This is a genomic window from Nocardioides aquaticus (assembly GCF_018459925.1).
GTDB lineage: Bacteria > Actinomycetota > Actinomycetes > Propionibacteriales > Nocardioidaceae > Nocardioides > Nocardioides aquaticus.
Window position 1 is genome coordinate 154,955 of record NZ_CP075371.1, and the last position, 19,863, is coordinate 174,817.

The following is a 19,863-nucleotide window of genomic DNA, read 5'->3' on the forward strand; positions in this document are numbered from 1 at the left end:
GCCTTCCGTCGATTGAGAAGGATTCGACGTGAAGGGGCAGTGATGGCAAGGGACGACGAAGGAGAGCAGCTCCCGCTGTGGGGCGAAGAAGAGAACAGCGACCTAGGGACACGGACGCCTTACCCAGTCGCGACACCAGCCACGGCGGTAGGCGCCGCTCAGAGGCCGGACAAGACGGCGCGGCCGTCACCGACGACGGACGTTGAGGACCGCCCAGACCCTGATGGGTTGTGGGACATCGATGCCGTCGCCACCTACCTGAACGTCCCGAGGCAGACGATCTACGCGTGGCGCCAGAAGGGATACGGGCCCCACGGGTTCCGGGTGGGCAAGCACCTGCGCTGGCGCGCCGCCACCGTCGTCGCATGGACTGTCGAGCGGGAGCGGCTTCAGTGATCGTCGAGCGCCCCTGTCCGCGCTGTGGTCGGGTCATCGTCGAGTCGGTGCCACGACCGCCGGGGCGTCCGAAGACGTGGTGTTCGGTCACGTGTCGACGTGCGGCGTCGGGGGAGCGCCTCGCGGCGGCGAGCGGCGTCATCCCCACGACGTACGTGCCTGTCGAGATCTCGCTCGAGGAGCACGCGCAGGCGGTGCTCGGCTCACCGGCTGCGTGCCGCCGGGTCCTGCGCGCGCTCGCGGAGATGGACGTCTCGGGCCGACTCGACGAGGCAAAGTGGAGCAGTGTGGCAGGCGAGCTCGAGCGGCTGCGGCGTCCTGCCGGCCGGTCGATGTGGCGTCGCTGACGAGGTTTCGCCCGACAGAACTACCCCGGCAGTGCAAGAGGTGTGTGGTGCTTCGTTCTTGAGCTTTCAGGTGGGGGTACGCACGCGACGTACCGCTGCCGATCCGTGTGGAGCAGAAGGCGGCGTGGTCGTGTCGATGAGTGGCGAGGCGAGATCAGGTGCGTGGGTCATTCGCTGACGTGGCGGCGGCGACCGCAGGGGGTCGGCACCGGGTCGGTCTCGCACCACTGGGCGCGTACCCGTCACGACGAGGGCGCCGGGGTCAGGCAGGGTGTCAGCCGATCCCTGGGCAGTCGCGTTTTCCTCGGAGGACGGGCCATGTTGGCAGCGTTTGTTCGTCCTGCAGATCCACTCAAGCCGTGCGCCTACCTACGTGGTCTGCGCTGATGGCCTGTGTGTGCGCGTGGGGTGGCTGAATGGCAGCCCCGTGGTGAAACGCCGATCTCAGGCTTGCAGGCCAATGCCCCGTCGTCCATCACGCTGGCCAATCGGCAGCAGACCGGGGGGATCTGCTGGTCACCGCTGGCCCTCGGCGCCCCTCACTTCACAGGGCGGCCATGAAGTTCGCGATGTCGCCGTCTAGCTCGGCGGCTTGCTCAAGCACCCCGTCCAACGACCAGAAACCGTGTACGGCGCCGGGGTAGTGCAAGACGGAGGTCGTGACACCGACCTCCTGCAGCGTCTGCGCCAGCTCGATGGCTTCGTCGCGGAGGGGGTCGAGGCCGGCGGCGACGACGAGGGTCGGGGGCAGGCCGGTGAGGTCGGTCCTTCCGAGGATGTCCACCCTCGCATCGGCATCCCGGCCATCGAGGTGGGTGTCCCAGTACCAAGCCATGGTGCTTTTGGTGAGAACCGGAGCGTGAGCGTTCTCCCTCATGGATGGGCGCGCGTTGGTGTGAGGGGAGGCCACGCACGGGTAGACCAACACCAAGGCGTCGGCTGATGTGAGTCCCGCGTCGCGGCGTTGCAGGGCGGTGCCGAGCACGAGGTTGCCACCCGCACTGTCCCCCATCATGACGATCCGGGTCGGGCGAGCTCCTACGAGGCCGGGGTCGGCGACGATCGCATCGACGGCGGCCATGCAGTCCGCCAGCGGTGCCGGAAAGGGCGATTCGGGAGCGAGTCGATACTCAAGCGAGACGACCACGGCTCTCGCGGCCCGGGCGAGTCGTCGGCACGGTCCGTCTGCCGCGTGGACACTTCCGAGGCACCATCCGCCACCATGTGCATACACAACCAGCGGCAACTCCTCACGAGGCGCGGGGTTGTAGACCCGCGCCGGGATGTGGCCGTCGCCACCGGTGATCTTGACGTCGTGCACCAAAGCGATCGGGGCGCGCTCGGACTGCGACCTGGTGACCTGCTCCATGGCTCGCCGCGCGGCGAGCACACCTAGCTGCTCATGCGGCTTGACGCCGAGCGTGGAGAAGGCGTCGACCAGGCTCTGAACGTCGGGGCGCAGGGCGTCGTTCATCGCGGGCACCCTCTCGGTCGCACGAGGCTCACCCCGCGGTGGCCGGGGGACCGGGGACCGCGCCGGTCGCGAGGCCGGAGAGCAGGACGTCGGCGTAGGACTCGCCGATGGTCTTGGCGTCGACCTCGGCCGTGTTGGGGTTGAACCAACGATGGGTCCAGCTCACCATGCCCATTAACCCGTAGGCGAGAACCCACGGCTCACCCACCGCCCGGATGGAGCCCTCGTCGATGCCTTGGCCAATGATGTCGGTGACGGCGGCCTCATAGCGGCGGTTGACCCGTCGCATCTCGGCCGCCCAGGCCTTTCGCTTGGGATCGACGTGCGCCATGTTCTCCTGCAGGTACACGTAGAGGAACGGGTAGTGCTCGGCGTAGGAGCACATCAACTGGACCACGAGCTTGCGCAACTTGACCGTCGCCGACGCCGACGAGTCGCGGATCTGCTCGGCAATGGCCAGGTTGCCCTTGACCACGTCGGTCACGAGGACATCGAAGACCTCCTCCTTGCTGCTGAAGTAGTAGTAGATCGAGGCGCGATCCGTCCCTACCTCCTCCGCGATCTTGCCGATGCTGGTGCCGCGGTAGCCGCCGGTGCGAAAGAGAAGCGCGGCGGCGTGGAGGATCTGGGCCCGACGGTCCTCGTAGCCGGCATTCTTCTGGCCCTGCGCCGTGGCGCGTCGCTGGCCGATGCCGCTAGTCGGGGCGACGGATCCCGATTCCGGCTCCTTGTTCATCGGGGGAGCATAGCCCCGCCCGAGCCGCAGTCGCCTTCTCCAACGAGCACGTCAACAGGAATGTTGACGACGGGCTTTCGCGTCATTAGGCTGCGGCCGTGACACGAGTCACACCAGTCGAGCCGCGAGCCGAGGAGTAAGACCAAGACATGACTGCCGTGGTCATCAGCGGGCTTATCGTGGGCCTGCTCTACGCGATCGCCGGGCTCGGCTTCGTCGTCATCTACCGCACCTCGAAGGTGCTGAACTTCGCGATGGGCGGCCTGGGGGCGGTGGTCGCCTACGTCGCCAGCGACCTGATCGACTTGGGGTTGCCCTACCCGGTCGTAGTACTCCTGGGGCTCCTTGTTGGCGGTCTGCTCGGCGCCCTGTTGGAGCTGGCCATCGCGCGACCGCTGCGAGACCGGCCCCACCTGACGGTCGCCCTGGCCACGCTGGGAGCGCTGTTGATCTTGGAGGGGCTGGTCGGTCTGCGCTACGGCTTCGCGCCACAAAGCCTGGCACCCGCCTTCGATCGCGGGGTCGGGCTCGACGTGGGGCCGATCTCCATCAGCACCAACCAGCTCTTTGTGGCAGGTATGGGCCTGGTGGCTACGGTCGTGCTCTTCGCGATCGTGATGCGGACCCGGCTCGGCCTCGGGATGCGGGCGGTCAGCTCAGGGCCCCTGACAGCCCAACTGCTAGGCGTCGACGTTGGACGAGTCCGGATGTCGGCCTGGATCCTGGGCGGCGTCTATGGAGGACTCGCTGCGCTCCTGGTCACGCCATTGACCTACCTCTCGCCCGGCAGCTTCACCATCTTCTTGCTGACGGCCTTCGCGGCCGTGGTCCTCGGCGGCTTCACCAGCGTCATTGGCGTTGTGATCGGCGCCCTCGTCTTCGGCGTCGCCACCAATCTCTTGCTCACCTACCTCGACTCAAGCCTGATCTCGACCTACACCTTCCTCGGTGTGGCGCTCGTGCTGGTGCTGCGACCGCACGGCATCTTCGGGCGAATCGAGCGACAGGTGCCCGAGCCCTCGATCCCCTCTCGCCGCCGGGCACCGGCCCGTCGCGGCGCGCGCGCCTCGGTGGGACGCCCCGGCTCGACTGACGGGGCCGCACCGGCTGGCCCAGTTGCGGTCCCGGCGCGGCTCCGGCTCGCCGGGTGGGCGGTCCTGCTCGTCGTCCTCCTGGTGATGCCCTTCGTGACCGATGACCGACGCCTCTTCCTTCTTGCGACGGCGTTTGCCATGTTCGTCGGCGTCCTTGGGCTGAACGTCCTCGCCGGCTTCAGCGGTCAGGTGTCCCTGGGGCAGAGCGCATTCCTCGCCATCGGCGCCTACACCGCCGCGGTGGCGGTGGACCGAGGTCTCCCGCCCCTGGTGGGAGTGGCCCTGGCGCTAGTCGTCGGCGGCGGTGCCGGACTGCTTCTGGGGCTGCCGGCCACCCGGCTCTCCGGTATCTACCTCACGCTTCTCACCCTGATCTTCGCCTTCGCGCTCCCCGAGCTGATCGTTTACCTCAAGGACGTCACCAACGGCGCCAGCGGGCTTCCGCTGACGCCGCCCGAGTTCCTGTTCGTGCCGGCGAACATGTACTGGTTCATGCTCGCTGCCGCCTGCGCAGTCGGCGCCGGAGTGATGGTGTTGGCCGGCACCAGGACAGGACGGGCGTGGCGGGCGGTGCGCGACAGTGAGGACGGTGCGCGGTCCCTTGGCCTCAAGCCAGCTGGGGTCAAGCTCGGTGCCTTCACGCTCGGGTCCGCGCTTGCCGCCCTGGGCGGAGCGCTCGGCGGACTGCTGGTTGGCTTTGTGGGTCCCGATAGTTACGGCGTCTTTGTCTCGATCTACGCGCTGCTTGCCGTGGTGCTGGGAGGGTCCGGGTCTGTCTTCGGCAGCCTCCTCGGCGCACTGTTCATCACGGTGGTCCCCGACGTCACCGGCGGCTCGGGTATTCCGCAGAACCTGCTTTTCGGGATCGCGCTGCTGCTGGTGCTATTCCTCGCGCCGCGAGGTCTTGCCGGGCTGCTCGAGCGCGCGACGCTCGCGGCACTCGGCTTTAGGGAGCGGCGGGCCGCCCGGGCACACGGGCTCGAGATTGGACCCGAGCGTGAGACTGTGGCGGATCCGGTGCTCGAGACCCCGTCGTCGTCCGATCGCCAGGGCTCTGAGGCCCTGCTGCGACTGGTGGGGGTCAGTGCGGGTTACGGCGTCGAACCCGTGCTCCGCGAGTTGGACCTGACGGTCGGGAAGGGGGAGATCGTCGCGCTGCTCGGCGCCAATGGGGCGGGCAAGTCCACCGTGCTGCGCACCATCTCGGGGGTGATCCCTGCCGACTCTGGCGATCTGTCGTGGGAGGGCGAACCACTGTCGGGGTGGCCGAGGCACCAGGCGGCCGCGAGCGCTCGGCGCGGTATCGGCCACATCCCGGAGGGTCGCGGAATCTTCCCCGACCTGACGGTCAAGGAGAACCTTGACCTGGGTTCCTTCGCAGCCCCGAGCCGGTCGGTTTCTCCGGAGGATCTCGAGAGGGTGCTGGGGTACTTCCCCATCCTCGGGGACCGGCTGGGCCAGCTCGCGGGCACGCTGTCCGGGGGCGAGCAGCAGATGCTGGCGATCGCTCGCGCCCTCCTGTCTCGGCCGCGTCTGCTGATGCTTGACGAGCCGTCGCTCGGACTCGCGCCGCTAATCTCCCAGCAGGTCTTCAATATGATGCGAACCATTGCTGATTCGGGCGTCTCGATCCTGCTTGTGGAGCAGAACGCGCGGGCGAGTCTGGCCCTGGCGGACCGTGCCTACGTCCTGAGTCGAGGTCGCGTAGTGCTCTCGGGACCGGCGGACGAGGTAGCGGCCAACCCGAGCCTGACCGGCTCCTATCTGGAGGTGGGCTGACATGGTGGCGCACGCGCTGAGCGTCAGGAACGCCTCAATCAGGTTCGGGGGTATCCATGCTCTCAAGGACGTCTCCCTCCACGTGGCGGACGGCACCCGGGTGGGGCTGATCGGCCCCAACGGCGCCGGGAAGACGACGTTGATCAACTGCATCGCCGGCGGCCTGGCCCCCGATTCCGGCGAGGTCGACCTTTTCGGGAAGTCGATCTCGCGGCTTTCGGCACCCGCCCGAGCGAGTCGCGGGATTGGGCGCACGTTCCAGAATCTGGAGCTCTTCGACTCAATGTCGGTGCTCGACAACGTGATGACGGCACTCGACCGTCCGCTGCGGCGAGGGGGAGGGCGGCGACCAGGCAGCGACGGGATCGGGCCCGGTCCGCGATGGCCACCTTCGGCATTGAGCAGTACGCCTCGGTCCCGGCGGGCTCACTGCCCTACGGCGTGCGCAAGCTGGTGGAGCTGAGCCGGGCCTTCGTCCGCGAACCGCGCTTCATGCTCCTCGACGAACCGGTAGCCGGGCTCAGCGAGACCGAGACCTTCCTCGGCGTGCTCGTCGACGGGCTCGACCGCCTCGGGTGCGGGGTGCTGCTCATCGAGCACGACATGCCGACGGTCAGGGAGCTGTGCGAGCGGGTCTACGTGTTGGACACGGGCGCGGTCATTGCCGAGGGGCCGTTCGCCGAGGTCGCGACGGATCCTCGCGTCGTGGCGGCCTACCTCGGCGCCGACGCCGTCTGACCTCCAACTTCCAGGGATCCTCGCAGCCGCGGCGACCCAGGGCGAGCTACATCTTGACCGTCAACACAGTCGTTGACAGATATGACGAGGGTCACTTAACGTCAGAACAGGGTCACGCCAGCGTCACGTAGCAAGAGGCGACGACCGCACTCATCCACCCAGTGAACTCAGGAATCGAGACGACATGTCAGCACGCATCAGCTTGGTCGCCATGGTTGGCGTCATGGGCCTCGCGACCTCGGCCTGCGGGGGAGGGGGCGCCTCGAGCGGCGACTCGGGGATCTCGGATGACCAGGAGGTCACGGTCGGCATCTCGGCGATCCTGAGCGGTCCCGCCGCGACCTCTGGACAGGGCATGACCTGCACGGTCGAGTCCTACCTCGAGGCGGCCAACGAGGAGGGTGGCGTCAACGGCTACACCTTCAACGTGGTCTCACGTGACCATCAGTACGACCCCAGCCGCGCGGCCAACATCGCCCGCGAGTTCGTCTCCGAGGACGTCTTCTTGATGCTGACAGACGGCACTGCCACCATGAACGCGGCGCTGCCGGCGATCCAGCCTCGCAGCATCCCCATCATGGCCACGGCGGACGGTGCGGTCTTCACGCCGCCCGAGTACGAAGCCATGTTCGGGATCAACCCCGACTATGGGCGCGAGGCCGCGGGCGGGGCGCGATTCATCATCGACGAGCTGGGCGAGACCGAGGCTGCTATCGCGTACCTGAACTCCGAGGCAGGCGAGCCGGCGGCGGAGGCGTTTCCCGCCTACATGGAGGCCAATGGCGGCACCGTCGTGGCGAGCGAGGCCATCGCGGCGACCAACACCGACTACGCGGCCCAGGCGCAGACCCTGAAGTCCTCTGGGGCGCCGGTGGTCTACTCCAACCTGCTGGACACCGGTCTGGCCGCCCTGCAGAAGGCCAGTGACGCCATCGGCTACTCGCCGACGTGGGTCTCGTGGTTCCCGGCCTACACGCCCAGCTATCTCGACCTCGCCGGCAGTCTGGCCGAGGACACCTACATCTCGCAGTTCGCCACCCCGCTGACCGAGACCAACGACAAGGGCGTCGCAAACTACCTCGAGATCATGCAGGACGCCTGCCCCGAGTCGCTGGAGGCGCAGTCGGCGCAGTCCGCGTCGAGCTTCGCCGCCGCAATCATCGCCGGCGTCGAAGAGGCGACCGAAGGCGACCAGGAGCTTACGCGTGAGACCTTCGCGGCAGCGCTCGAGGGTGCCGAGCAGGCTTACGGCCTGACGCCGTCAGTGACGTGGAACGACGAGACACACGCAGGGGCGACGAAGTCGGCCATGTATCAGGTGCGGGACGGTGACCTTGCGGCTGTCACTGACTACGAGACGTTGCCCGAGACCGAGTAGCTATCCGGGGGAGCCCTCCGAGCTCCCCGCCTACCGGTCCGACGTGGGCCGGCCACCGCGGCCGAACTGCCGCTCAAGAGTAAAAGGTGGGTCGAGGATGAAGAATCGCGACGAAGTGCCGGCATCCAACGCGACGGGGGAGCCCCGATGAGCGGCGTCGCCGTCGTCACCGGCGCGGCGTCGGGAATCGGCGCCGCCGTCGTCGCCCGGCTGGAGCGCGACGGGTGGGAGGTGGTCGGCGTGGACCGGATCGAGGGCCCGGGCATCATAAGCGCCGACGTCACCAGTGAGGACCAGCTCGCGAGGGCGGCAGCGGGCCTCGTTGGGCGCAGGGTGGACGCTCTCGTGTGCGCGGCCGGAATCTGGGACCGCGACGACGACCGCTACACCTCGGTCTCGGACGACGTCTGGCACCGGACTTGGGCCGTCAACGTCACCGGGACCATGCTCACCCTGCGAGCCTTCGCACCCCTGATGGGTGAGGGCGGGTCTGTCGTGACGATCGCCAGCATGGCCGCCGTCTCCGGCATCCCCAAGCGGGACGCTTACACCGCCTCGAAGGGCGCCGTCCTCGCCCTGAGCCGCGCGTGGGCCGCCGATCTGATCCGGCTCGGGATCCGGGTCAACACGTTGGCGCCGGGCATCGTGGAGACTCCCATGACCGAGCACCTCGACGGCGCCTATGCCTCCAGCCTGCCGCTGGGTCGTCCGGCCACCGCCGCGGAGGTGGCGTCCGTGGTCGCTCACCTCGCCGGGCCGGAGAGCAGCTACCTCAACGGCGTCGTGATCCCCGTCGACGGGGGGCTAACCGCCGTCAACAGTCTGGTCAGCGTCGCGCCGCGGTCCCCGATGACCGGCGGAGGGTCACATGTCTGAGGCCGGCATCCTCAGCGCCTCCGCCGAGGTCGACGTGGTGGTCGTCGGAGCGGGGTTCGCCGGTCTGCGGGCCCTGCACACGCTGCGCTCGCAGGGCCGCAGCGTCGCCGTCCTCGAGGCCGGCGACGGCATCGGCGGCGTGTGGCACTGGAACCGCTATCCCGGCGCGCGCTGCGACATCGAGAGCTACGACTACTCCTACTCCTTCTCCCCCGAGCTCGAGCAGGAGTGGCGGTGGACCCAGCGCTACGCGCGGCAGCCAGAGATCCTGAGCTACATCGAGCATGTGGCCGACCGGTTCGACCTGCGCCGCGACGTCCACCTGCGCCGCACGGTGACCGAGTGCGTGTGGGACGAGGAGCGCGGTCGGTGGGACATCCGCACCGAGGGCGGCGAGCGCTGGGACGCCAGGTTCGTGGTTTGGGCGGTAGGAAACCTCTCCTCCACCAAGCAGCCGACGCTGCCGGGTGCGGAGGACTTCCGTGGACGCATCCTGCACACGGCCACCTGGCCACGCGACCCTGTGGACCTGACCGGGCTGCGGGTCGGCGTGATCGGCACCGGATCCTCCGGCATGCAGTCCATCCCGATCCTCGCCCGCGAGGCCGAGCACGTCACGGTCTTCCAGCGCACCCCCAACTACAGCGTGCCGGCCGTGCACCACGAGATCAGCGACGTGCGCGACGCCGAGGTCAAGGCCAGCTACGCCGAGAGACGTCGCCGCATCCGGCAGTCGCCCAGCGGTCTGGGCTTCAAGCCGCGCAAGGAATCGGCGCTCGAGGTTCCCGAAGCCGAGCGTGTGGAGGCCTTCGAGGACGCTTGGAACGGCGCCGGCTTCGGCTTCAGCCTGACCTTCCGCGACATCCTGGTCGATCTCGAGGCCAACGAAACCGCCGCCGATTTCGTCCGCGAGAAGATCGCCGGGTTAGTGGAGGACCCCGAGACCCGAGAGCTCCTCACACCCCGCGGCTACCCGTTCGGCGCTAAGCGTCCCGTCGTCGACGACGGCTACTTCGAGACCTTCAACCGCGACGATGTGACGCTGGTTGACATCGCGTCCGACCCGCTGGAGGGAATGACCCCCACCGGGTTACGGACCGAGAGCGGTGAGACCCACGAGCTCGACGTCCTGGTCTTCGCCACCGGCTTCGACGCCCTCACCGGCTCGCTGCTGCGACCGAGGGTGGTCGGTCGCGACGGCGTGACGCTGCAGGAGAAGTGGGCCTCCGGCCCGGTCACCCACCTCGGCCTGGGGATCCACGGGTTCCCCAACATGTTCGTGGTCGCAGGGCCGGGCAGCCCTGCTCTCCTCATCAATGTCTTGGTCGGCATCGAGCTCCACGTCGACTGGATCGCGGAGATGCTGGCTGACATGGACCGGCGCGGAGCGCGCGAGGTCGAGGTCGAGGTGGCGGCCGAGGCCCAGTGGGTGGCTCACGTCAACCAGAGAGCTGCCCAGACGCTCTACCCGCTCGCACGTTCCTACTACATGGGCGACGAGGTGCCCGGGAAGCCCAGAGTGTTCATGATGTACGCCGGAGGCCTGCGCAACTACCGCAAGATCCTCGAGGAGTGTGCCGCCGAGGACTACGCCGGCTTCGCCTTCACCAGGAGCATGAGCGATGCCTGAGGCCATGACCGAGCGCCGGCTCGCGCCGCTCGCACAGCGGCGCGCAGAGCTGGAGGCGCGCCATCCCCGTTGGGAGCCCACGACCCTGCACGGGGCCCTGGACACCGCCGCAGAGCGCTGGGCCGACCGACCCTATGTGATCACCGACGACCGGACCTTCACCTACGCGCAGATCCAGGAGTGGTCGCGTGTCTTGGCCCGGGGCCTGGCGGGCCTGGGCATCGGACGCGGCGATCACGTCGGCTTGGAGATGGCCAACTACCCCGAGTTCGTGGCCTGCAAGTTCGCGATCTCGCGGGTGGGAGGCACCGCCGTCCCGATCAACTTCCTGAGCCGGCGCGACGAGCTGGCCTACGTCCTGGAGCAGTCCCAGGCCGCCGCGCTCATCGTCATGGCGCGCCACCGCGAGCTCGACTACTTGGCGATGCTCGACGACCTCGCGCCCGGTTGGGAGCGCCACGGTGGTGGCAGAACGCTCCCGTCCCTGCGCACCGTCGTCATCTTCGAGAACGACAGAGCCGCAGGCCGCGCCGACGCGTTGACCCTCGCCGGGCTTGAGGACGGCCCGCCCGTCGACGACGAGTTGCCCTACGTGGATCCCGCAGCCACGGCCGACATCCTCTACACCTCCGGCACCACAGGTGGCCCCAAGGGCGTGCAGCTCACCCACGACATGCTCCTGCGGACGGCCTACGGGGCGGCCTACGGACGCGGCTTCGAGGACGGCCGACGCATCCACTTCGCGATGCCTATGTACCACGTCTTCGGTTATGTCGAGGGCATGCTTCCGGTCCTGTTCGTGGGAGGAGCCATCGTCCCTCACCTCTCCTTCACGCCGGTCGCTTCGCTCGACGCGATCGAGGCCCACGGTGCCACCGACATGCTCGCCATTCCCCTGATGACCCAGGCGGTCATGGACGCGCAGCGCGAGCGCGGCGCGGACCTCGGCTCGCTAGCCTCCCTGCTCTCCTCGGGCACAGCGACCCCGCCGGGGCTCTGGGACCGTATCGACTCGGAGCTAGCCTGCGAGGAGGTGACCACCGGGTACGGGATGTCGGAGACCACGGCCTCCTCCACGGTGACCAGGCCCGACGACGGACCAGAGAAGCGCCGCACCACCAACGGTCGGCTGCGGGACGTCGGCGTCGCGGGGGACCCCGCGCTGGGCGGTCGCCTGGTCCTCTACCGTGCTGTCGGCCCCGAGACGGGACGAGACCTGGGTCGCGGCACGGTTGGGGAGCTGCAGGCCAAGGGGCCGGGCGTCACTCGCGGCTACTGGGACAAGCCGGAGGCGACCGCCGCAGCTTTCACCGACGACGGCTGGCTGCGCACCGGTGACCTTGGGACGATTGACGACGAGGACTACGTCCACCTCGTGGGCCGGGTCAAGGACTGCTACCGCTGCGGGGGCGAGCAGGTCGTGCCGGCCGACGTCGAGGCCGTCCTGCTCGAGCACCCGGGGGTCGAGCAGGCGCTCGTGGTCCCCGTGCCAGACGACCGGATGGGCGAGGCGGGTGCCGCCTGCATCGTGCGCCGCGACGGGGAGTACGTGGAGCCCGACGAGCTCGTCGCGATGGCGGCCGAGAAGCTCGCACGCTTCAAGGTGCCCAAGCACGTGCTCTTCGTCGAGACCTCCGAGATCCCCCTCACGGCCAGCGGTCGTCCCCGTAAGTTCCTCCTCCGCGAACTCGCCCTCACGCGGCTCGGCCTGGACCGGTCGACCGCCCCATGACACGTCCCCACGAAAGGCTCGGCGCCATGCAGACCACCCCCCACGGGGCACCTCCCGTCAAGGACCGCATCACGCGAGGCACCCCCGTGGGCTTCGAGCTCGTAGGCGTGAAGAAGCGCGCACTGATCCAACTCATGGGATCCCGGCTCTGGGGGCGGTTCAACCCCAACCACTGGGACCCCGTCTACGCCCAGGAGACCGGCTTGGCCGCGCCCATCCAGACCGGGGAGATGTCCACGGCCTACCTCTCCGAGATGTGCGTGAACTACCTCGGCGAGAACTACTACCGCAACGCCCGAATGGTCTGCAAGTACGTCTCCTCCACCCAGGCGAACGACGTCATCACGACCCACGGCGTGGTCACGGCCAAGGAGCCTAAGGGCGACGGCTTCCGCTTCACCATCGACATCTGGGCCGAGGACCAGGACGGGCAGAAGAAGACGGTCGGGCAGATGGAGGCCGACGTCGATGTCTGAGCCCCGCCGCATCCGCACCCACCCGCCGAAGGGAACACCATGAGCGTCAACTCTGTGCCCGCCACCGACTCGCTGCGTCCCATGACCTCCGTCCAGGTCGACCAGACCCGGGAGTTCGTCGCGAGCCTCGACGAGAAGTCCGAGACCTACTGGGACATGGTCACGATCGGCGATGTGCTCTCGCGCGACCTGCACCTCAGCGCGGAGCTGGTCATCCTCTACGCCGACGCGGTCGAGGACTTTAATCCCTGGTACGAGGGCTGGTTGATGAACCGGTGGCACATGGAGGGTGAGTCGCCGTTCGGAGGGGCCATCGTGCCGCCCATGCTCATCTCGCACTTCGTGCTCTCGGTGCAGTTTGACCACACCAAGCCGTTCGCGATCGGTTCGATCCACACTTTCCACGACACCCAGATACACAAGCCGGTCCCGGTCGGCTCCACCGTCCGAATCCAGACCACGGCGGTCGATAAGTTCACCAAGCGGGACCGGCGCTACGTGCGACACGAAGTGGAGGTGACCGATGTGGAGGACGCCACGCTGTACCTGTCCGAGACCCGCGACATCCTCTCGCTGTGATGGCCGACGTGACCGAGCCCGGGGTCGCTGCCGGACACCAGATCCCCGTGGCCGAAGGCCTCTTCGAGATCACCGACGACGGCCAGGTCGCCCTGGTCGGCTCGCGCTGCGCCGCGTGCGACGCGCACTACTTCCCTCAAGCACTGGGCTGCCGGAACCCTGCCTGCGACGCCACGACGGTCGAGCGCGTGCTCCTCGGTCGTCGAGGTCGTCTCCATAGCTTCACCGTCCAGCACTACCAGCCACCCGCGCTGTTCCGGATGAGCCCGTGGCAGCCATACGCCATCGGGCTGGTCGAGATCGAGGAGGGACTGAAGGTGATGGCCATGCTGAGCGACGTCGACCTCGAGTCCCTGGAGATCGACACACCGCTCCGACTCGCGACTGAGCGCCTCTACGAGGACGAGGCGGGACACGACGTCCTGACCTACGCATACGCACCGTACGAGGAAGGGACGAGTCAATGAGGTCGGTCTACGTGCTGGGCGTCGGGGCGCATCCGTGGGGCAAGTTCCCCGAGAAGCCACAGCTGCAGCTGGCCATCGAGGCCATGTCGGCGGCGCTCGGCGACGCCGGGTTGCGCTGGCGAGACCTCCGGGGCCTGGTGGCTGCGAGCTCCCGTTTCGAGGGCGGCCTGGGCTGGGGCCTGCACGCGAACGAACTGCTCCAGTCTGTGGCCGAGAGCGGCATCCCGGCGGTCAACGTTGGAGGTGGATGCGCGGCCGGCGGGATCGCCATCCACACGGCAGCGTCCATGGTCGCAAGCGGGGAGTGCGACGTCATCGGAGCCGTCGGCGCCGAGCGCATGCCCAAGGGCTTCATCCCCCGGCCGCCCGGGGTCCCTGACGACATCACCGACACCGACTACCTGCGTTGGGTCGCCGTCGGGGCCACCAACCCTGCCTACTGGGCGCTCGAAGCGCGGCGGCGGATGCACGAGCTCGGCACGACGGCCGAGGTACTCGCCCAGGCGTCGGTGGAAATGCACCAGCACGCGACGGGTAACCCGCTGGCGCGCTACCGCAAGGAGCTCACCATCGACGACGTGATCGCCTCGCCGACGGTGAGCGACCCGCTGCACCTGCTGGAGATCTGCGCCGTCAGCGACGGCGCGGCCGCCCTCATCCTCGGGACCGAGGAGCAGGCGCGGCGCAGTGGCGGGCCGATGATCCGGGTGGCCGGCTCCGCCGTCGCGACAGGCCAGTTCGGTGACCCCGCGGTACGCATCCCCACGGTCGCGACGGCCTCCGACGACGCTGTCGTCCACACCAGCGAGGTGGCCGGCGCCGTCCGCGCCGCGCAGCAAGCCGCCGGCATCGGCCCGGCCGATGTCGACGTCCTGGAGATGGCCGACAACTCGGCGTGGCACGTGCTGGCGTGGCCCGAGAGCCTCGGCTTCCTCGAGCCCGGCCAGTCGGACTGGATGCTCCAGCGCGGCGACTTCGGACTTGACGGGGCGTTCCCGGTCAACCCCAGCGGCGGCTTCCTGTCCTTCGGGGAGGCGACCACGGCGCAAGGCGTCCTACAGGTTTGCGAGCTCGCCTGGCAGCTGCGCAAGGAGGCCGTGGGTCGCCAGGTGCCCGGAGCGCGGGTCGGTCAGTCAGCCGTTCTCGGGCTCGGTGCCAACGGAGCGTCCGTCGTGCTCACGGCCTAGTGTCGCATGTCATGGATAGGCAGAGTGTTCGCTTCGGAAAGCATGGCGTGTAGTCAACGGTCTGCCCCTGCCCCTGCCCTTCTCCGGCGTGAGGGGTGACCGCGAGGAGCTCGAGCGCTGGACGCGGTTGGCCCCACCGGCCCCGATGAGCGTGGCCCGAAGCTGTACCTGGCCACCCTGATCGACCCCTAACAGCCGTCGACTCGTCGGTGCCGCGACCGGCCTGCATCCTGACGCCGACCTGGCCTGTGCCGCGATCAAGATGACGGTCACGGTCCGTGGTAGGCGCGAGGCGATCTGGCGTGAGGAGGACTCCGAGCGAGTCGCCTTCTACACAGACCGCGGGCCACCTACACCGCCAACGAGTTGACGAAGCTGTGCCGCCAGCAAGGGATCCGCTAGTCCATGGGGCGGGTTGGGTCGTACTTCTACGCCGTCGCCGACATCGACGTCCTCACCGTGCGCTACATCCGCCCTGGGCAAGCGCTGGCAACCACCTCGAGCCGCGACCTCGGACTATGGCGAGGTCGGGTGATGACCAGGGGACACACTCGATGGGCCGCCGTTTCGGCAAGTCGGAGACCACGGAACCTCTGGAACTGGTCCCGGTGTCGCTCACCGTCGCACGCCTATGACTTGACCAGGACCTTCATGTGCTGACCGGCCCTCAGCTCCTGCAGAGCGTCTGACACGTGCTCGAGTGGTACCTCGCTGACCCAACCGGTGAAGTCGTAGTGTCCCTCCGCCATGGCGGCGATCACGGCGTCGAAGTCCTCAGGCAGGTAGGCGATGCTGCCAATGATCGTATTCTCGGCGAATACGAACGGAGTGGGGTTGAAGGCAAACTCCTTCTCGTGAAGCGAGACGATGAGCAAGGTGCCTCGAGGTGCAAGGCTCGCGATCGCTTGATTGACTGCGGCGCCGGCACCCGCAGCCTCAAAGGCGACATCAACACCCCTCTCGCCAGTGGTCGACGCGATCACGTCAGCCAGGTCGTCCTCGGGGCCGACGACCGGGTCCGCGCCGACACCAACGATGGCGTCCCGACGGCTCTTCTGCGGCTCGGAAACGACGATCCGGTCCACGCCGTGCGCCTTGAGAGCAAACCAAACACCGACCCCGATCGGCCCGGCTCCGGCGATCAGGGCGCTCTGGCCGGGCTTGATGCCGCTGCGGACGACTGCGTGCCACGCGGCAGCCATCGGCTCGACCATGGCGCCCATGCGCAGGTCGACGGAGTCGGGCAGGGTGTACACCTTGTCGGCCTTCACCGTCGTATACGCGCTCATACCTCCGCCGGGACTGGAGATCCCCTGACACGCCAGCCGCTGGCATGCACCGGCCAATCCGGTGTCGCAGGCCGGGCATGAGCCACAGGAGTGGAGCGGCCACACTGCCACCTTGTCTCCCTCATGGTGGCCCGTGACGCCCTCGCCGACCTCGACGATCTGGCCGGCGAACTCGTGGCCGAATACCTGTGGAAGCGCTGCCCCGGTCAGCTCATTGGGCTTGGAGAAGTCGAAACCGGAAGCCTCGGGTGTGAAGAAAACGTGGAGGTCCGTGCCGCAGATGCCCGTGTAGGCGTTGCGCAACTTGACCTCGCCCGGCCCCGGTGCGGGCTCGGGGACGTCCTCGATTCGCAGGTCTTCCTTGCCGTAGAACCGGGCTGCTCTCATCGCATGTCCTCACTGCGCATCGACGGGTAGACCCTCCGACGGTCGTGACGTGTGACGGAGGCGCTGTGGCCCAGGCCACATGTTGAGGCCTAGTTACTAGCAGCACAGATCCTCGTCGTCAACACCTGTGCTGACGGATCAAGCATGTCTCGTGGCGCCGTTACGGACCGCGTCATCAGGAGTGTTGACGACCCGTCGATTTCGTTGATACAACGAAAGCCAGCTCGATGTGAGCAACGCCACATCTCGATGACCCTGGAAGGGCCTCCCATGATTGACGGCATGTTCGTGCTCGACGCAGTGACTCACGCCTACAACCACACGCCCGAGAACTGGGCGGATGAAGCCGGCGGCCATTCCATGGTCGAGATGGCTTACGCGCTCGCCCGGAACTCGCCGGACGTTCGGCACGAGCTCGGCAAGGACGTGTACCTCTCGAACTGGTCCGTCGATGACCTCGCCGCCTTGCTCTTCCGGGAGAGTCGGACGGACGTAGCTGTGTTTCACCCGCTGGCAATCTCCTCTTTCAAGGACGGTTACTGCTCGCTGGAAAAGGCGGCCGAGGCGATCGAGAAGTACCCCAATCGATTCATCGGGGCCTACATGGTGGTTGACCCGCTCACTGGCCCCAAAGCCCTTGAGTCGATGGCCGAGCAGAGGGACATGTTCGGCGACAAGACCCTCGGGTTGAAGCTGTATCCGACGAGCTGGCAGGGCCACAAGCCTGTCTCCTGGAGCATGGACGACCCCACGTTGATCTACCCGCTTTACGAGAAGGCGCAGGAGCTCGGCGTCGGTACCGTGGCCGTGCATAAGGCCGTGCCGATCGGTCCCATCCCTGTCGGCAACGCCTACGACCCCAGCGATCTCGAGAACGCTGCCACCGAGTTTCCTGGGCTGAACTTCGAGATCGTGCACGGCGGACTGGCCTTCTTGGAGGAGACGGCCTGGCTGCTGGCTCGGTTCGGCAACATCTCCGTGAACATGGAGATTCAGAACATCATCGTGGAGCGCCGGCCGAACAGTTTCGCCGACATCCTCATCGGCTTGTGCCGGATCGGCGGCAACGCCATGTTGGATCGCCTGTTCTGGGGCTCCGGTGGCACCCTCTGTCACCCCCAGCCAGGGCTGGAGGCGTTCATGAAGTTCGAGTTCCCGCAGGAGAAGCTCGACAACTCCGGACTGTTCGCCGCGGTCACTCAGATCACTGAGGAGAACAAGCGGAACATGCTCAGCGGGACGTACGCGCGGCTGCACGACCTCGACCTGGACGCGATCGGTGCGGCCATCGCCGACGACGAGTTCAGTGAAGGCCGGGGAGAGACACTGCCGGAGCCGTACACCACGATCTCGATGGCCGAGAAGGTGCAGCAGGATCGGCTCGCCAATGCCTGAACCATCGACTGAAATGCTCGTGCTGATCCACCGGGCCGCCGACAAGATCAAGGACCCGTGCAGTGTCGCGGGCGGGACGCCCATGGGGCTCAGCGAGATGGGCCTCATCGGCTCCGTCGACATGTCTGAAGACGGCGATGTGGCGATCGTCTTGCGCCTGACCGCGCCCTTCTGTCACATGATCGCCTTCCTGGAGTCCGAGCTCGTCAAGCTGGTCGGCAGATTGCCCGGGGTCCGCTCCGTGGCTGTGACCACCGACCAGGGTTTGGATTGGTCGCCCGACCTCATCAGTGGCGATGCCCGGCGCCGTCGTGAAGACCAACTGACGCTGCACGTTCGTAAGCCCTCGGACGCCTGAGCCGGACGGGCGAGTCGACCGGGATTGATCTAGTGAACTAGTTCGCTCGGTCCACGGAGTTAGCGAACAACCGCGCTGCGGTGACCTGCGTCATGCAGGTCACCGCGGCGCAGTTCGAGTCTGTACCGATCGTCGCGGATGGGTTGCATCTCGAGGCATCGGACTCGTGGGCGCAGCGCATCGTGTGAATCGTCGCCGTGCGTCCTTTTGCCGTCGAGTCACCGGCCAGTGGTGGTCGTGGGCGAGGCAGCGTTGAGTCCTGACGTAGTGCCGATCCTGGGTGTGGCGCCGAGCATTAGCAGCGTGGCGACTCCCGCGAGCCCGGCGAGGACGAGGAAGGCGGCGGCGTAGGAGCCAAGAAGTTCTGCGAGTGCCGCGCCGGCGAAGGGTGCTACCGCCGACGAAGCCAGGGCAGGTGCGGTGAGGATGCCGTTGAGGGTGCCGTAGGACGTGGGGCCCCATCGGTCCGTAATGGCCGTGGCCTGCACGAGGGTGTAGAGGCCACGGGCAAGTCCAAGGAGCATGCCGAGCACGATCAGCAGCTCAGCGGAGTCCGGCGCCAGCGCGAGCGACGCGGTGGTGATGGCGACGGCAGCGAGCACGATGACCCCGCGTGACGTGACTGTGGTCCCGGCAGCGAACCGGGCATAACCGAGCCGGCCGATGACCTGGCCGAGACCGCCCAAGCCGAGTGCGAGTGCGGCGAGGTTCCTGCTCATCCCCTGCTCGACGAGCATCGGCACCAGATTGATGATGACGCCGAAAACGGCCAGAGCGGCCAGCGCGTTGGCGAGCGTCAGCAGCCGGAACGGTGAACTTCGAGCGGTAGCTGCGGCATCCTGCTTCCTGTCGACTGCGGCGACGGTGCGGTCATGGGTCGTGGGGTGGGCGCCGCGCCACGGGCGGTTCAGCCCCCACCAGTGCAACGGGATCGTGATGAGGATCAGGCTTGCCAGCAGCACGAAGTACGCCTGACGCCAGCCAAGCCAATCGTCCAGGGCCGAGGCCAGGGGAGCGAAGACGGTGCTGGACAGGCCGGCAACCAAGGTCAAGGTCGTCAGGGCACGCACCCGGCGGGCACCGCCCCAGTGAGTCAGCGCGGCGAACGCCGGCGGGTACAAGGTCCCGGCCATCGCCACGCCGGTCAGGACCCAGCCGATGTAGAAGACCGCTAGGTTCGGCGCCAAAGCCATGGTGGTGACACCGGGGATGGCGACGAGCGAGGCCGCGGTCATCACCGCGCGCGGCCCGACGTCGTCGATGTGACGGCCAACCCAGATGCCGACGCCTCCCGCAACGACCTGGGAGAGTGAGAACGCTCCGGTAACCGCGACGCTGGACCAGCCAGTGTCGGCAGTGATCGAGGACTGAAGAGCTGCGAACGTGTAGTAGAGGACGCCCCAGGACACGATCTGCACGATGCTGAGCACCGCCACGACATGCCGCAGCCCGGCGCGGTCGAGCGCGTCAGACTGCTCGTGGTGCTCGCCGTCGGTGGTGGCGCCAACCACCGGGTCCGAATCCCGAGGTACGCGGCGCCGCCGG

The 19,863-nt window shown here is 67.7% G+C and carries 18 protein-coding genes and 1 pseudogene; 15 read left to right on the top strand and 4 right to left on the bottom strand.

Annotated elements, in window-relative coordinates:
- Positions 1-42: 42 nt before the first annotated feature.
- Both ENKNEFLB_RS00810 and ENKNEFLB_RS00815 read left to right on the top strand, forming a co-directional pair.
- Complete coding sequence (locus ENKNEFLB_RS00810; RefSeq protein ID WP_214057464.1) at positions 43-396, top strand: helix-turn-helix transcriptional regulator; 354 nt, start codon at positions 43-45, stop codon at positions 394-396.
- A gap of 155 nt (positions 397-551) precedes the next feature.
- Positions 552-743 (top strand): hypothetical protein, encoded by a 192-nt coding sequence (locus ENKNEFLB_RS00815; RefSeq protein WP_214057465.1) that lies wholly within the window; start codon positions 552-554, stop codon positions 741-743.
- A 544-nt stretch (positions 744-1,287) separates the two neighbouring features.
- On the opposite strand, the gene ENKNEFLB_RS00820 is transcribed toward ENKNEFLB_RS00815, so the two are convergent.
- Positions 1,288-2,217, bottom strand: coding sequence for an alpha/beta hydrolase (locus ENKNEFLB_RS00820; RefSeq protein WP_214057466.1), 930 nt, complete (start codon positions 2,215-2,217; stop codon positions 1,288-1,290).
- A 28-nt stretch (positions 2,218-2,245) separates the two neighbouring features.
- A complete protein-coding gene (locus ENKNEFLB_RS00825) occupies positions 2,246-2,953 on the bottom strand; it encodes a TetR/AcrR family transcriptional regulator (protein ID WP_214057467.1) in 708 nt (235 codons plus the stop codon).
- Between the two features lie 149 nt (positions 2,954-3,102).
- Between ENKNEFLB_RS00825 and ENKNEFLB_RS00830 the strand changes: the two genes are divergently transcribed.
- The 11 genes and pseudogenes from ENKNEFLB_RS00830 to ENKNEFLB_RS00880 all read left to right on the top strand — a co-directional run bounded on the left by ENKNEFLB_RS00830 (position 3,103) and on the right by ENKNEFLB_RS00880 (position 14,889).
- Positions 3,103-5,826 carry an ABC transporter permease subunit gene (locus ENKNEFLB_RS00830; RefSeq protein WP_214057468.1) on the top strand — a complete coding sequence of 908 codons (2,724 nt, stop codon included), beginning with the start codon at positions 3,103-3,105 and terminating at the stop codon, positions 5,824-5,826.
- 1 nt (position 5,827) lies between these two features.
- Positions 5,828-6,043: pseudogene (locus tag ENKNEFLB_RS23080) on the top strand (ATP-binding cassette domain-containing protein); the annotation flags it as partial.
- Entirely contained in the window at positions 5,974-6,564 is a 591-nt protein-coding gene (locus tag ENKNEFLB_RS22805; protein ID WP_275955979.1) for an ABC transporter ATP-binding protein C-terminal domain-containing protein, read from the top strand. The pseudogene ENKNEFLB_RS23080 and the gene ENKNEFLB_RS22805, both read left to right, overlap by 70 nt.
- Positions 6,565-6,787: 223 nt before the next feature.
- Entirely contained in the window at positions 6,788-7,942 is a 1,155-nt protein-coding gene (locus ENKNEFLB_RS00845) for an ABC transporter substrate-binding protein (RefSeq protein WP_214057471.1), read from the top strand.
- 147 nt (positions 7,943-8,089) lie between these two features.
- Positions 8,090-8,818 (top strand): SDR family NAD(P)-dependent oxidoreductase, encoded by a 729-nt coding sequence (locus ENKNEFLB_RS00850; protein ID WP_214057472.1) that lies wholly within the window; start codon positions 8,090-8,092, stop codon positions 8,816-8,818.
- Positions 8,811-10,448: a flavin-containing monooxygenase gene (locus ENKNEFLB_RS00855; RefSeq protein ID WP_214057473.1), complete on the top strand. Its 1,638-nt coding sequence runs from the start codon at positions 8,811-8,813 to the stop codon at positions 10,446-10,448. The genes ENKNEFLB_RS00850 and ENKNEFLB_RS00855 overlap by 8 nt, the downstream gene beginning before the upstream one ends.
- A complete protein-coding gene (locus ENKNEFLB_RS00860; protein WP_214057474.1) occupies positions 10,441-12,180 on the top strand; it encodes a class I adenylate-forming enzyme family protein in 1,740 nt (579 codons plus the stop codon). Before ENKNEFLB_RS00855 ends, ENKNEFLB_RS00860 begins: the two co-directional genes overlap by 8 nt.
- Positions 12,181-12,206: 26 nt before the next feature.
- Complete coding sequence (locus ENKNEFLB_RS00865) at positions 12,207-12,656, top strand: hotdog family protein (protein WP_214057475.1); 450 nt, start codon at positions 12,207-12,209, stop codon at positions 12,654-12,656.
- Positions 12,657-12,695: 39 nt separating this feature from the next.
- On the top strand, positions 12,696-13,235 hold the full coding sequence (locus tag ENKNEFLB_RS00870; RefSeq protein ID WP_214057476.1) for a MaoC family dehydratase: 540 nt from the start codon (positions 12,696-12,698) through the stop codon (positions 13,233-13,235).
- A complete protein-coding gene (locus ENKNEFLB_RS00875) occupies positions 13,235-13,702 on the top strand; it encodes a Zn-ribbon domain-containing OB-fold protein (protein ID WP_214057477.1) in 468 nt (155 codons plus the stop codon). Before ENKNEFLB_RS00870 ends, ENKNEFLB_RS00875 begins: the two co-directional genes overlap by 1 nt.
- Entirely contained in the window at positions 13,699-14,889 is a 1,191-nt protein-coding gene (locus ENKNEFLB_RS00880; RefSeq protein WP_214057478.1) for a lipid-transfer protein, read from the top strand. The genes ENKNEFLB_RS00875 and ENKNEFLB_RS00880 overlap by 4 nt, the downstream gene beginning before the upstream one ends.
- A 629-nt stretch (positions 14,890-15,518) precedes the next feature.
- Here ENKNEFLB_RS00880 and ENKNEFLB_RS00885 read toward each other — a convergent pair.
- Positions 15,519-16,565: a 2,3-butanediol dehydrogenase gene (locus ENKNEFLB_RS00885; protein ID WP_214057479.1), complete on the bottom strand. Its 1,047-nt coding sequence runs from the start codon at positions 16,563-16,565 to the stop codon at positions 15,519-15,521.
- Positions 16,566-16,847: 282 nt separating this feature from the next.
- Between ENKNEFLB_RS00885 and ENKNEFLB_RS00890 the strand changes: the two genes are divergently transcribed.
- Both ENKNEFLB_RS00890 and ENKNEFLB_RS00895 read left to right on the top strand, forming a co-directional pair.
- Positions 16,848-17,960: an amidohydrolase family protein gene (locus tag ENKNEFLB_RS00890; protein ID WP_214057480.1), complete on the top strand. Its 1,113-nt coding sequence runs from the start codon at positions 16,848-16,850 to the stop codon at positions 17,958-17,960.
- A gap of 13 nt (positions 17,961-17,973) precedes the next feature.
- The gene (locus tag ENKNEFLB_RS00895; RefSeq protein WP_214057481.1) at positions 17,974-18,318 is read left to right on the top strand and encodes a metal-sulfur cluster assembly factor; all 345 of its coding nucleotides are present in this window, start codon (positions 17,974-17,976) and stop codon (positions 18,316-18,318) included.
- Between the two features lie 218 nt (positions 18,319-18,536).
- On the opposite strand, the gene ENKNEFLB_RS00900 is transcribed toward ENKNEFLB_RS00895, so the two are convergent.
- On the bottom strand, positions 18,537-19,829 hold the full coding sequence (locus ENKNEFLB_RS00900; RefSeq protein ID WP_214057482.1) for an MFS transporter: 1,293 nt from the start codon (positions 19,827-19,829) through the stop codon (positions 18,537-18,539).
- Positions 19,830-19,863: the final 34 nt, after the last annotated feature.

Coding starts and splice junctions, on each gene's coding strand:
- ENKNEFLB_RS00810 (WP_214057464.1), top strand. CDS start 43: ATGGCAAGGGACGACGAAGGAGAGCAGCTCCCGCTGTGGGGCGAAGAA.
- ENKNEFLB_RS00820 (WP_214057466.1), bottom strand. CDS start 2,217: ATGAACGACGCCCTGCGCCCCGACGTTCAGAGCCTGGTCGACGCCTTC.
- ENKNEFLB_RS00825 (WP_214057467.1), bottom strand. CDS start 2,953: ATGAACAAGGAGCCGGAATCGGGATCCGTCGCCCCGACTAGCGGCATC.
- ENKNEFLB_RS00830 (WP_214057468.1), top strand. CDS start 3,103: ATGACTGCCGTGGTCATCAGCGGGCTTATCGTGGGCCTGCTCTACGCG.
- ENKNEFLB_RS00845 (WP_214057471.1), top strand. CDS start 6,788: ATGGGCCTCGCGACCTCGGCCTGCGGGGGAGGGGGCGCCTCGAGCGGC.
- ENKNEFLB_RS00850 (WP_214057472.1), top strand. CDS start 8,090: ATGAGCGGCGTCGCCGTCGTCACCGGCGCGGCGTCGGGAATCGGCGCC.
- ENKNEFLB_RS00855 (WP_214057473.1), top strand. CDS start 8,811: ATGTCTGAGGCCGGCATCCTCAGCGCCTCCGCCGAGGTCGACGTGGTG.
- ENKNEFLB_RS00860 (WP_214057474.1), top strand. CDS start 10,441: ATGCCTGAGGCCATGACCGAGCGCCGGCTCGCGCCGCTCGCACAGCGG.
- ENKNEFLB_RS00865 (WP_214057475.1), top strand. CDS start 12,207: ATGCAGACCACCCCCCACGGGGCACCTCCCGTCAAGGACCGCATCACG.
- ENKNEFLB_RS00870 (WP_214057476.1), top strand. CDS start 12,696: ATGAGCGTCAACTCTGTGCCCGCCACCGACTCGCTGCGTCCCATGACC.
- ENKNEFLB_RS00875 (WP_214057477.1), top strand. CDS start 13,235: ATGGCCGACGTGACCGAGCCCGGGGTCGCTGCCGGACACCAGATCCCC.
- ENKNEFLB_RS00880 (WP_214057478.1), top strand. CDS start 13,699: ATGAGGTCGGTCTACGTGCTGGGCGTCGGGGCGCATCCGTGGGGCAAG.
- ENKNEFLB_RS00885 (WP_214057479.1), bottom strand. CDS start 16,565: ATGAGAGCAGCCCGGTTCTACGGCAAGGAAGACCTGCGAATCGAGGAC.
- ENKNEFLB_RS00890 (WP_214057480.1), top strand. CDS start 16,848: ATGTTCGTGCTCGACGCAGTGACTCACGCCTACAACCACACGCCCGAG.
- ENKNEFLB_RS00895 (WP_214057481.1), top strand. CDS start 17,974: ATGCTCGTGCTGATCCACCGGGCCGCCGACAAGATCAAGGACCCGTGC.